This window comes from Enterococcus sp. NPDC086594, assembly GCF_044746145.1.
Taxonomy (GTDB): Bacteria; Bacillota; Bacilli; order Lactobacillales; family Enterococcaceae; genus Enterococcus_D; species Enterococcus_D entomosocium.
Genome location: NZ_JBIVBP010000002.1, coordinates 368,370 through 380,142 on the forward strand (window position 1 = coordinate 368,370; position 11,773 = coordinate 380,142).

Annotated in this window: 11 protein-coding genes; 6 read left to right on the forward strand and 5 right to left on the reverse strand. The window is 43.1% G+C overall.

Annotated elements, in window-relative coordinates; translation table 11 throughout:
* Positions 1-37: 37 nt before the first annotated feature.
* Both ACIPK1_RS06140 and ACIPK1_RS06145 read right to left on the reverse strand, forming a co-directional pair.
* Positions 38-730 (reverse strand): N-acetylmannosamine-6-phosphate 2-epimerase, encoded by a 693-nt coding sequence (locus tag ACIPK1_RS06140; RefSeq protein WP_008381380.1) that lies wholly within the window; start codon positions 728-730, stop codon positions 38-40.
* Positions 731-905: 175 nt separating this feature from the next.
* A complete protein-coding gene (locus ACIPK1_RS06145) occupies positions 906-1,391 on the reverse strand; it encodes a MerR family transcriptional regulator (RefSeq protein WP_005236312.1) in 486 nt (161 codons plus the stop codon).
* 137 nt (positions 1,392-1,528) lie between these two features.
* Between ACIPK1_RS06145 and ACIPK1_RS06150 the strand changes: the two genes are divergently transcribed.
* Both ACIPK1_RS06150 and ACIPK1_RS06155 read left to right on the forward strand, forming a co-directional pair.
* On the forward strand, positions 1,529-3,007 hold the full coding sequence (locus tag ACIPK1_RS06150; RefSeq protein ID WP_034872230.1) for an MDR family MFS transporter: 1,479 nt from the start codon (positions 1,529-1,531) through the stop codon (positions 3,005-3,007).
* Positions 3,004-3,711: a DUF4811 domain-containing protein gene (locus tag ACIPK1_RS06155; protein ID WP_400450254.1), complete on the forward strand. Its 708-nt coding sequence runs from the start codon at positions 3,004-3,006 to the stop codon at positions 3,709-3,711. The genes ACIPK1_RS06150 and ACIPK1_RS06155 overlap by 4 nt, the downstream gene beginning before the upstream one ends.
* A 154-nt stretch (positions 3,712-3,865) precedes the next feature.
* Here the strand turns inward: ACIPK1_RS06155 and ACIPK1_RS06160 are convergent, their stop codons facing one another.
* Genes ACIPK1_RS06160 through ACIPK1_RS06170 form a run of 3 tightly spaced genes read right to left on the reverse strand, consistent with a single transcriptional unit; the run spans position 3,866 to position 7,234 of the window.
* Positions 3,866-5,020, reverse strand: coding sequence for a pyridoxal phosphate-dependent aminotransferase (locus ACIPK1_RS06160; protein ID WP_400450256.1), 1,155 nt, complete (start codon positions 5,018-5,020; stop codon positions 3,866-3,868).
* Between the two features lie 17 nt (positions 5,021-5,037).
* Positions 5,038-5,760, reverse strand: coding sequence for an amino acid ABC transporter ATP-binding protein (locus tag ACIPK1_RS06165; protein WP_244733573.1), 723 nt, complete (start codon positions 5,758-5,760; stop codon positions 5,038-5,040).
* A complete protein-coding gene (locus tag ACIPK1_RS06170; protein WP_005236308.1) occupies positions 5,753-7,234 on the reverse strand; it encodes an ABC transporter permease subunit in 1,482 nt (493 codons plus the stop codon). The genes ACIPK1_RS06165 and ACIPK1_RS06170 overlap by 8 nt, the downstream gene beginning before the upstream one ends.
* Positions 7,235-7,627: 393 nt before the next feature.
* On the opposite strand from ACIPK1_RS06170, the gene ACIPK1_RS06175 reads away from it, so the two are divergent.
* The 4 genes from ACIPK1_RS06175 to ACIPK1_RS06190 all read left to right on the forward strand — a co-directional run bounded on the left by ACIPK1_RS06175 (position 7,628) and on the right by ACIPK1_RS06190 (position 11,751).
* Entirely contained in the window at positions 7,628-8,290 is a 663-nt protein-coding gene (locus ACIPK1_RS06175) for a 2,3-diphosphoglycerate-dependent phosphoglycerate mutase (RefSeq protein ID WP_005236307.1), read from the forward strand.
* A 103-nt stretch (positions 8,291-8,393) separates the two neighbouring features.
* Positions 8,394-8,660 (forward strand): ACT domain-containing protein, encoded by a 267-nt coding sequence (locus ACIPK1_RS06180; protein ID WP_005236306.1) that lies wholly within the window; start codon positions 8,394-8,396, stop codon positions 8,658-8,660.
* 8 nt (positions 8,661-8,668) lie between these two features.
* Entirely contained in the window at positions 8,669-10,018 is a 1,350-nt protein-coding gene (locus tag ACIPK1_RS06185; protein ID WP_400450259.1) for a PFL family protein, read from the forward strand.
* Positions 10,019-10,158: 140 nt separating this feature from the next.
* Positions 10,159-11,751 (forward strand): TPM domain-containing protein, encoded by a 1,593-nt coding sequence (locus ACIPK1_RS06190; protein ID WP_005236304.1) that lies wholly within the window; start codon positions 10,159-10,161, stop codon positions 11,749-11,751.
* Positions 11,752-11,773 lie beyond the last annotated feature (22 nt).

Genomic DNA, 11,773 nt, shown 5'->3' on the forward strand with positions numbered 1-11,773 from the left:
AGGCGCATAGAAAGACTTATTTTAGTAAATGAACGACTCAGTTGCGAAGCTCTTGCACGAATCGACTGGCGATCTCTTTTGGTCGGGTGATGGCACCACCAACCACGATACCGGTCACACCCATATCCTGAATTTTTTTTGCTTGTTCCGGTGTGTGGATCTTGCCTTCGGCTATTACCGGAACCTTCGCCGCAACCAATTGCTGGATCAACTGATAGTCCGGTTCGTCATTGGTAGGACTGTTCGCCGTGTAGCCTGACAAAGTTGTACCAACAAAATCGACGCCCGCTTCAAAGGCATTGATGCCTTCCTCATAGGTGGCGATATCTGCCATGAGTAGTTGATGGGGATAAAGAGTTTTGATTTGCTTGATAAAGGCATTGACCGTCAAGCCATCATGACGTTTGCGCAAGGTGCAGTCCAAGGCGATCACCGCAATATGTAAAGCTGCTAATTCGTGTACCTCTTTGATGGTTGCTGTGATAAATGGTTCTTCCGGTGGATAGTCTTTTTTGATGATTCCGATGATCGGCAAATCAACAGCTGCTTGGATCTCGCGAATATCGCGAACGGAATTGGCACGGATGCCAACAGCACCAGCTTCTTGAGCTGCTTTTGCCAATAGGGGCATGACACCGCCGTTTTCGGTATATAGGGGTTCTCCAGGCAATGCTTGACAAGAAACGATCACTCCGTCCTTGATTTGTTGGATAAAAACTTCTTTTTCCATGTATATGACACTTCCCATTCTTGTAAAGGTTCGTTTCTCCCTTCGACTATATCATGAGGCTTTATCCTTGTAAATGAAACGACACCTTCTTTAAAAGGAAAGCGAACACCAAAAAAGAAGCAAGCACCGTCATCAAGGGTGCTTGCTTCATTAGGAGGTGAGGATAGGGAATCCTTTATTCCGCTTGTTTTGACGTGCATTGCTTGAACTTCTCAAAATCGATCGTTTGATTAGCAGACAGCACTTCGTATTGCAATCGTTCTGTTTCTTCATCGTGAATGATATGGAGGATTTTTCCGTCTTCGTCTACTGGTCCCAGACTGATGATCGTAAACCGTTCATTGATGACTTCTAAATTCTGTAAAACCCCAGAAAACACTTTGCGAATATGATGGGCGGTCTTGATTTTTTTGTCTGCTTTTTCAACAGCCTTGGCTAACGTAAAGCCTTCATCTAAAAACGTTTTGATCATTTCCACTTTGACGACCGTGGGCAGTCGGTATTTTCGTGGGGCATTTTCTTCTTGTGGGACCGATTGAATAAATCCTTTTTGTTCCCAATAACGCAATTGGCGAGGGGAGATATCACACATTTGGCTAAGTTCGCTGATGCCGACCAACAAGTTTTCATTATCAACGAGTTTTCGAAAAAGATGAGACATACGGACTCCATTCTTGTAAAGGTATTTGTTAACATTGTAACTTGTTTTACTTTTATGTCAAGTAGGTTGACAAATGTTAGGGAAAGATTTAAAGTAAAGAAGGTTTTATGAAAAATATACTGAAAAGAGTGTGAAATATGTCAACGAGTCGTCCTTTAGATATCTACGGCAAACCTTACAATCGTTCCTTACTGGTTATGGTTTTGCTGATCGGTACGTTTTGTACTGTTTTGAACCAAACATTGTTAACAACGGCTTTTCCAACCTTGATGGATGCCTTTGACATCTCTGCATCTGATGTCCAATGGCTAACCACCGGTTTCTTGCTGGTCAATGGGATCATGATCCCGATCACCGCATGGCTGATCAACAAGTTCAGCTCAAGAAATCTTTACTTAACCGCAATGAGCATCTTCCTGGCTGGAACGATCGCTTGCTTTGCTGCACCGAACTTTTCTACATTATTGATTGGCCGCTTAGTGCAAGCTGCTGGTGTAGGGATCTCCATGCCGCTTTTGCAAAATATCATGTTGTCGATCTTCCCACCAGAAAAACGCGGTTCAGCCATGGGTATGTCCGGAATCGTTATCGGGTTGGCACCAGCCTTAGGCCCAACGTTATCTGGTTGGATCATTGATCATTATGACTGGCGTTATTTGTTCGGAATGGTCATTCCGATCGTCGTTTTAGTCTTAGTCTTAGCGCTCTTTCTAATGAAGAGTGTGATTGAATTGTCGCATCCGAAAATCGATCTGTTCTCAGCGATTTTATCAACGCTTGGTTTTGGTACATTGCTCTATGGCTTTTCAAGCGTCGGTGACAAAGGGTGGGGCAGTATTGAAGTAATCGGTTTTCTTGCAGCCGGTGTCTTTTTCATTGCTTTCTTTGCATGGCGTCAATTGCACATTGAGCATCCGTTCTTAGAGTTGCGCGTGTTCAAATCAACGACCTTTACCTTGGCATCGATCCTTTCAGGGGTCACGAATATGGCGATGATCGGTGCTGAAATGGTTCTCCCATTGTATATCCAAAACATTCGTGGTGAATCAGCGTTCCATTCAGGATTGATGTTATTACCAGGTGCGCTGATCATGGGGATCATGATGCCGATTACTGGTGCGATCTTTGATAAGTATGGTGCAAAACGTTTAGCCATCACCGGGATGTTTATCTTGACCGCCGCAACCTTACCATTTGCTTTCCTAACAAAAGATACACCGATTTTGCATATCATTATTCTTTATGGGATTCGGATGTTCGGGATCTCAATGGTGATGATGCCAGTAACGACTTCAGGAATGAATGCCTTGCCTGGAAACTTGATCAGTCACGGTACCGCAGTAAACAATACCTTCCGTCAAGTAGCCAGCTCGATTGGTACAGCTATCTTGATCAGTGTCTTAACAAACGTGACTAAAGGCAATTTGCCAAGTGATTCTTTGTTGGATAAAACGCCTTTGGCCTACAAAGACCAAGCAATCGAAGCGACTTTATCCGGCTACCATGCCGCCTTTTATGTGGCAGCGGTGTTTAGTTTCTTAGGTTTCTTGATCGCCTTCTCCTTAAAGAAAAAAGAACCACGATTGACGGTTCTTGAAGGAGGTGCGGACAAATGATCTTGCTTTTGATCGTTCTTAGCGTGTTAGGATTTGCGGTATTGAATGTCTTTGCCAAAAACAAGCGGCAAACAGGTTTATCATTGGTCTTAGGTCTAGTCTTCGTAGCTAGTGTCGTCGCATTGATGGCCAATTTGACTTACCATTTTGGAATGGAAAAAGAAACGACTGCTAAAACAACAGCACTGGTTTCTAGTGCCGATAACGAGAATTTTGATTTACTATTGTATCAGCCATTAGGAGATGGTACGGAAAAAATCTACCTGTATAAAACGGATACTGATCAAGAGGAACCAAAACAAACCGGTACTGATAAAGTGACCAATGTCGTGGAAACAGGGGCTGATTCAGCTCAATTAGAAACAAAAACGACGCGCTGGGTTTATAAAAGTGACCTATCACGCTTCTTGTTCGGAATCGCTGATAACGATGGCCAATATGTCAGCCGTACCAATACGTTCTCATTACCAGATTCATGGGAAGTCTTGAGTGTGGATCAAGCAAAAAAACTGGCTTCTTTAGCGAAAGAACAAGCGGACACCATGAAAACACAAGGACAAGCGTATGTCCAAGAAAAAATGCAAGCTGCATTAATGGCTGATCCAACTATGGACGAGGCAGCCCAAAAAGCAAAAATCGCTGAATTGACAGAAGCTTATCAAAAAGAAGCGATGGCAAAACTGCTTGAAGAAGCAAAAAAGTAAAAACGAGTAGATAGTCATGGGATGGAAGAATCAAATCGGATTCTTCTGTCCCTTTTTCTACATGAAACTTGTGATTTAGCGAAACAGCTGCTAAATGTTGGTCGTGTCCATCAACAATAAAAATCCCACACACTAGTAGTGAGTGGGATTTTCTTTATTCAAATGAGCACGCGGCAATCCGGTCGAAAGCTTCTTTTAACAAGTCCAACGATTGGGTGGCAGCTAAGCGAACATAGCCATCGCCGGTCGTTTCTCCAAAGGCTTTCCCAGGGATCATCAGCACACTGGTTTCTTTTAATAATTTCTCTACAAAGCTGACAGAGTCCAACCCTGTTTGTTCAATGTTGATGAAGGCATACATGCTTCCTTTGACAGGGGATAAGGAAAGGAATGGGATCTCAACAACCCGTTGTTCAATGTAAGTCAGTCGTTCCTTAAAGACAGCAACCACTTGCGGCACGAGGGTATCATAGTGATTCAATGCGTAAATACCTGCCCGTTGTGAAGGGGTTGGTGCCGAATAGGCGATCGCCTCATTGATCAGTTTTGCCGTAAGATTGATCGATTCAGGTGCGATCATGTAGCCGATCCGCCAGCCAGTCATGGCAAAGGCTTTTGAGAAACTGCTGAATGTGATGGTGTTCTCAGGTGCGAAGGCTGCCATCGGTACAAAGGTATCATCAAAGCAAAAGGCTTCATAGACTTCATCCGAGAGGATCAGCAAGTCATGTTCAATGGCAACTGCTGCGATTTTTTCAAAAGTTTCTGGAGAAAAAACAGCACCAGTAGGATTGTTTGGTGAATTGATGATGATCGCCCGAGTTTTCTCAGTGATGGCGGATTTTAAGACCTCGACATCGATTTGAAAGCCATCTTTTTCAAAGGTCGGGATAAAGACCGGCACACCACCGACTAGTTCGACTTGTTGTTTATAAGGTGAAAAGTATGGTTCATGAATAATCACTTCATCACCAGGATCAATGATGGCAGCCAAAGCTAAGTACATGCCATGCAATGCACCGACAGTTCCTCGTACTTGGCTAGGAGAAAAAGTAAGCTGGTATTGCTTTTGATAAAAATCAACGACAGTTTGGATAAAATCAGCACTGCCGTCTGAAGCGGTGTATTTTGTATGACCTGCTTTGACGTCAGCAAAAGCTGCTTCAATGATTGTCGCATCTGTAATCAAATCAGGATCACCAATCGACAAATCAATCAAATTTGGGGTTTTCTTCGCAAGAGTGGCGATCTCCATTAAAAGATTTTCTTCTGGTTGTAAAAAACGTTCTGCAATCAACGGACGGTTCATTTTGTCATCTCCAATTTCTATAAAACTTTGCTTAAAAAATCCTGTGTCCGCGCATTTTGCGGATGCTCAAAGATCTGTTCTGGTGTTCCTTGTTCTTGAATGATACCGTCAGCCATAAAGATGACACGATCGGCAACTTCTTTAGCGAAGCCCATTTCGTGGGTAACGACGACCATCGTCATACCTTTTTCTGCTAAAGCTTGCATGACTGTCAACACTTCTCCGACCATTTCTGGGTCCAATGCTGAGGTTGGTTCGTCAAAGAGCATTACATCAGGATCCATTGCCAACGCTCTAGCAATAGCCACCCGTTGCTGCTGCCCGCCAGAAAGGCTAGAGGGGAAACTATCCGCTTTTTCAGCTAAGCCAACTTGCTCCAGCAATCCTTTCGCTGTCTCTTCGGCAGCAGCTTGCTCTTGCTGTTTGACTTTGATCGGGCTGATAGTCAGATTTTCTAACACCGTTTTATGAGGGAATAAATTGAAGCTTTGAAAGACCATTCCCATTTTTTGACGAATCTGATCGATTTTCACCCCTTTTGCCAATAAATCATTGCCTTCGAAGGTAATTTTCCCGCCAGTCGGCTGTTCAAGAAGATTTAAGCAGCGTAAGAAAGTACTTTTCCCACTTCCTGAGGGTCCGATGATCACAACGACTTCACCAGGTGTCACTTCAAGATCGATTTCTTTTAAGACGGTATTCTCGCCAAATGTTTTCACTAATTTTTCAACTTTAATCACTAGTTTTCATTCTCCTTTCAGCAACACCCAAGAGACGTGAGAGGGCGAAGGTCAATACAAAGTAGATCAATGATACGATAACGTATGGTAAAAATGGTTTGAAGCTGGCCCCTTGAACGACGCCTGTTTGGAAAATCAGTTCAGACACACCGATTACCGATACGACCGAAGACTCTTTAATGACCGTGACAAATTCATTTCCTAGAGCAGGCAAGATGTTTTTGATGGCTTGCGGGAAAATGATGAAGCGCATCGCTTGGATCTGATTCATTCCTAATGAACGAGCGGCTTCCAGCTGTCCTTTGTTGACGGCATTGATCCCGGCACGAATGATTTCTGCCACATAGGCGGCACTGTTTAGTGCTAAGGCAATACAGCCGGCAGCTAATTTCGAAAGCTCTAAGCCTAACACGCCTGTTCCAAAGTATACAATAAATATTTGTACTAACAAAGGTGTTCCTCGAACATATTCAATATAGACAGCGGCAATGACTTTCAGTGCTTTTGATTTAGAAAGCTTCATAAAGGCTAACAAACTGCCACCGATAGAGCCGAATAATACCCCAACCAAGGCTAGGAAGATGGTATAGCCAGTTCCGGTGATGTAAAAAGGCAGATATTTTTCCCAAAAGCTTTGCTCTTCATCGATCGTGCCATCTTCGGTAAACATCAATCGATAGGCATCTTCTTTGTATTGGCTTAAAAGATCATTACTAATAATGGTTTCAATGGAGGAATTGAGTTTTTCCAGTAAAACCGGCGCTTCTTTCGAGATGGCGATGGCGGTTTCCTTCACACCGTTTTCAAACGTGACATTTTCGGCTAATGCCAATGTATCATTCGCCGTCACATATGCTTCGGCAACGGGACCTTCCATCACGATCGCATCGATCTTGCGTGATTTTAGATTGGTTATCAAATCAGGCACCCTTTGCAAAGAGGTGACAGTCGCGCCAGTCAATTCTGTATTTGCCAGCTCTTCTTGGGTGGTTTGTCGTTGTGCACCGACAGCCACACCATCAAAATCAGCCGTCGATTGGAAACGATCCGCGTCTTCCGCTCGAACTAGAACAGTTTGTTGGACTTCCATATAGGTGTCAGTGAAATTGACTTCTTTGCGGCGCTCATCCGTAGCAGCCATCCCAGAGATGACGACATCGATTTTACCCGTTTTTAACGCCCCTAACAACGCATCAAACCCAAGTTCCTCGATTTTCAGATCGACCCCTAAGTCATCTGCAATCTTTTGGGCAATGGAAATATCGATTCCCACGATTTCATTTTTTCCGTCAACATTGGCACGGAATTCATAAGGTGCATAATCGGCAGATAAACCCACGACTAATACACCATTTTCTTTGACTTTTTCATAGATTGGATCAGTTTCTTCTGCATGTGCTTGTCCGACAAAGAAAAACGGCAGCAATGCTGTGATGATCCCTAATAAAACAGTACCCTTACTAAACCTTTTCATGTAAACGCCCCTTTAACTTTTTCTGCGCATCTATTAAAAATGCAAATAATAACTAATAAATGTATAAAAATACATATAAGTGATAGAAACTATCATAGCATAACATCAGTTGAAGTCAATAAGTCAGAGAAAAAAAGTCAAAAAATGTTGTAGAGCGTAAAACCATTTATTCAATTTTTTTGCAATCCAACCAAGAGCAATGTGAAGAAGGCACAGCGTCTTTTTTCTAAACATATATATTCGATCTTTCACTTTGAAAATAACCGATAATAAAGAAATGTGACCACACTGAATGAACAAATGGAAAATGGTCTCAGAAGAAGCCAAAAAAAACGAAACATAAGACATTTTTTTGATTTCTTGCGATAATAAAAGTGAAGAGGAGGCGGTAGGATGAAGGTCGTATTGATTCGACACGGAGAAAGTGAAGCAAATTTCGAAAATTATTGGACAGGATGGCTGGATGTTTCGCTGACCAAGAAAGGCCGGCAACAAGCATGGGTAGCAGGGGAACAGATCAAAGCAATGGGGATTACTTTTGATTTTGCCTTTGCATCTGTGCTTCAACGAACGATCATCACGTGTGATGCCGTATTGGAAGCTAGCAATCAGCTTTGGGTGCCTGTACACAAAACATGGCGCTTAAACGAGCGTCATTATGGGCAACTGGTAGGGGTCAATAAAGATGAGATGGTGGCACAATATGGAAAAGAACAGGTGCAAAAATGGCGTCGAGGATATGATGAACCGCCTTTATATGTGGAGGAAAATGATTTCGATCGACGCTACGATTCTTTGGATCCTCGCTTGATTCCTAAGGGAGAAAATCTGGGAATGGTCGTGGCCCGAGTGGTTCCATTTTGGCAAGATCAGGTGGTTCCGTTACTTAAAGATCATAAGAATATTCTCATTACTGGTCATGGGAACAGTTTGCGGGCGTTAGTCAAATACTTGGAGGACGTGCCCAAAGATGACATGGATACGATCGATATTCCTAACGCACAGCCGATCATTTATGAGTTTGATAGCCAAGCAAACTTGATTGAACGGGCGTAATAACGAACATTTAAAGAATAAACCACATTTTCGTTTGATGTTACATCGAAAATGTGGTTTTGTTATGCTATAATAAGAAAAATTTAATGAAAGGCGGGAGAATATGAAAGCCGTATTAACCGTTATTGGAAAAGACAAGGTTGGGATCATCGCTGGTGTCAGCCAGAAATTAGCAGAATTAGAAATCAATATTTTAGATGTGTCCCAAACGATCATGGAAGATTACTTCACGATGATGATGCTTTTAAACATGGATGCCAATCAGGATTTTGACGGTGTTCGTGAGGAGCTTCACCAAATAGGTCAGGCATTAGGTGTGAAAATCAGCATTCAAAATCAAGAGATTTTTGATACCATGCATAAATTATAGGAGGCACTATGGAGACAAATCAAATACTTGAAACCATTCGCATGGTGGAAGAAGAAAACTTAGATATTCGTACGATCACGATGGGGATTTCATTATTGGATTGTATCGACGCCGATATTGATCGTACCTGTGAGAAAATTTTTCAAAAAATCACGACAAGAGCCAAAGACCTCGTCAAAGTTGGTGAAGAAATCGAAAGTGAGTATGGTATTCCGATCATAAACAAGCGGATTTCGGTTACGCCTGTAGCGATTGTAGTAGCAGCTTGCCAGCCGACACCCGCAGACTGTATCAAAGTTGCGAAGACATTGGATCGAGCGGCGCAAGAAGTCGGGGTCAATTTCATCGGCGGCTATAGTGCGCTAGTAGAAAAAGGCTATCAAGGCGGTGACCTTGCATTGATCGAATCGATTCCAGAAGCCTTGGCACAAACCAATTTTGTCTGTTCGTCGGTCAATATTGGATCAACGAAAGCTGGGATCAACATGGATGCAGTGCGTCTGATGGGAGAAACAGTCAAGAAGACTGCCGAAGCATCAGATATGGGCTGTGCGAAGCTGGTCGTTTTTGCCAATGCTGTGGAAGACAATCCCTTTATGGCGGGGGCTTTTCATGGAGTCGGTGAAGCTGATGTGGAAATCAACGTCGGTGTCAGCGGACCTGGTGTCGTCAAACGTGCCTTGGAAAAAGTCAAAGGCGAGTCCTTTGATGTCGTGGCGGAAACAGTCAAAAAAACAGCTTTCAAGATCACGCGGATGGGGCAATTAGTCGGGCGCGTGGCTTCAGAGCGCTTGGGCGTTCCATTTGGGATCGTCGATCTTTCGCTGGCACCAACTCCTGCAGTCGGCGATAGTGTGGCATTGATTTTAGAAGAAATGGGCTTAGAATCTGTCGGTACCCACGGAACGACAGCTGCTTTGGCATTGTTAAATGATGCAGTCAAAAAAGGCGGCGTAATGGCCTGCAACCATGTTGGTGGTCTGTCGGGTGCTTTTATCCCCGTTTCTGAAGATGCAGGAATGATCAAAGCAGTAGAAGCTGGTTTATTGAATTTAGAAAAACTTGAAGCCATGACGGCGATCTGCTCTGTCGGCTTAGATATGATTGCGATTCCGGGAGATACTTCGGCTGAGACGATCGCCGCAATGATCGCGGATGAAGCAGTGATCGGTGTCATCAACCACAAGACGACAGCTGTCCGAATCATTCCAGCGAAAGGCAAAGAAATCGGCGATCGCATCGAGTTTGGTGGTTTATTAGGGACGGCGCCAGTGATGAAAACCAATCCTGCGAAGTCTACTGATTTCATTTTGCGTGGCGGCCGTATTCCCGCACCGATCCATTCATTTAAAAACTAGCTCTTGTTCATTTTGTAAGAAAATATGATAAAGTGACCTTTAAAAGACTAATCAGAATGCTGTCTTTTAAAGGTTTTTTGGTCCTGTTACTATTTTTTTCATTCCTAAGGCGGATGTTTTTTTGTTTGGAATCGAATACAATGAAAGATAACACGATAAAAAGGGGTGGTAAAATGAAGAAAATCTTCCAACTTGGGATGTTGGTTTTTGTTGGTTTGATGGGATTTTTTGTCCTTCAACCATCAATTGCCTTCGGACAGACATTTGTTCGCGATGATGCCGGGGTCCTTTCACAAGAGACGATCGAACAGATCGATGCCTTGAATAAAGAGGGGTTCCAATCATTGACTGGCGCGCCAGAATATGCTGTGATCACGATCCCTTCCTTAGATGGGCAATCGATTGAAGAGCGTAATTTGGAACTGTTCAATGAATATGGTTTAGGAAATCCAGAGGACAATAATGGACTATTGTTTCTCTTTGCCATTGATGATCGTGAATTTCGTCTGGGTTATGGCGATGGACTATCCTATGTCTTCAGTGAGCTATCGGAAGATGATTTAGTGGATGAAGATGCCAAAGACGCATTACGAGATGAAGATTATGATACAGCGATATTGGCAGCTTCTAATGAAGTCTATCAGCGAATGAAAGAAGCGGATGAAACGATTGGATTAGGGACGATTTATCAAGATGGCAATCAAATGTTAGCAGAAAAACAGGCACAAGAAGCAGAAGCCACTAAGCAAATGTGGTTCACTATTGGAAAAATCGTCAGTGGTGTCGTAGCGGCAGCAGCTGCAGGCCTTGTCGGGTTCATCAGTTTTCGCCATCTTAAAACCAAACGGCGATTTGAAGAGCACCTGCCGTTGCCGAAACATCTGTTAGAAGATAGTCACTTCCAACAGAAAGATTTCTTGAAATGGGCTAGCAATAGAAAGAACTATCAGCGTTACCATCAGTATCAGACAGCAAAAGATTGTCAACAAGCATTTACGCAGTATGTGACGAGTACTTACGTGCCAGCGAAATTGAGTTCGATCACCGGATTGTCGACTGCGGATAAACGAGTTATCCAACATGCCTTGACGAATCCAGCAATTGGCTCTTATTTTTCAAACTTGCTGATGAAGAAAAAAACCACGGTCAAACATTTCGGTCAGGTGATCCTTACACAACATGACACCTTAAAAACCTATGAAGCCCAATTAGGCAGGGAAGTGTCTGAACGGATGGCAGACTATGATTTATCTGATGCGGTGTTACCTGAGAATTTGCCTTTAGCAGATGCGTATCGAGCAGAAATAGCTAAGCAAGCCAAAGAAGAGATCAGAAGACGCAATGAGCAGGGGCGTTATTTAGCGCAACTTGTGACGGAAAAAGCGACCTATGCTGAGATGGTACAAGCCATTCCGAAAGAAGTTTCTAATGTTCTAGCGGAAGTGAAAACAGATGCCTTGTTCCAAGTTGACTTGAAACAGGTTTATCAAAATCACCCAGATTTAGCAAACAAATTATCCTCATTTGATGCTTCTGATCGAGCAGCAGTTTTAAATAATGCTCGCCAAGAGTATGACCCGCATGGGATGAATATGGCGTTGTTCTTTGTGATGATGAATAATCACGTGTCCCATCAAGAACAAGTCATTGCCGATACACAAAGTTCTTCGAATGATTTTGGCGGTTTTAGCGGAGGAAGTAGCAGCGGTGGCGGTGTTTCTGGTAGCTGGTAATTATTTCAAATGCTTTTTTAGT

Coding starts and splice junctions, on each gene's coding strand:
- ACIPK1_RS06160 (WP_400450256.1), bottom strand. CDS start 5,020: ATGAACCGTCCGTTGATTGCAGAACGTTTTTTACAACCAGAAGAAAAT.
- ACIPK1_RS06170 (WP_005236308.1), bottom strand. CDS start 7,234: ATGAAAAGGTTTAGTAAGGGTACTGTTTTATTAGGGATCATCACAGCA.
- ACIPK1_RS06145 (WP_005236312.1), bottom strand. CDS start 1,391: ATGTCTCATCTTTTTCGAAAACTCGTTGATAATGAAAACTTGTTGGTC.
- ACIPK1_RS06180 (WP_005236306.1), top strand. CDS start 8,394: ATGAAAGCCGTATTAACCGTTATTGGAAAAGACAAGGTTGGGATCATC.
- ACIPK1_RS06140 (WP_008381380.1), bottom strand. CDS start 730: ATGGAAAAAGAAGTTTTTATCCAACAAATCAAGGACGGAGTGATCGTT.
- ACIPK1_RS06185 (WP_400450259.1), top strand. CDS start 8,669: ATGGAGACAAATCAAATACTTGAAACCATTCGCATGGTGGAAGAAGAA.
- ACIPK1_RS06150 (WP_034872230.1), top strand. CDS start 1,529: ATGTCAACGAGTCGTCCTTTAGATATCTACGGCAAACCTTACAATCGT.
- ACIPK1_RS06190 (WP_005236304.1), top strand. CDS start 10,159: ATGAAAGATAACACGATAAAAAGGGGTGGTAAAATGAAGAAAATCTTC.
- ACIPK1_RS06175 (WP_005236307.1), top strand. CDS start 7,628: ATGAAGGTCGTATTGATTCGACACGGAGAAAGTGAAGCAAATTTCGAA.
- ACIPK1_RS06155 (WP_400450254.1), top strand. CDS start 3,004: ATGATCTTGCTTTTGATCGTTCTTAGCGTGTTAGGATTTGCGGTATTG.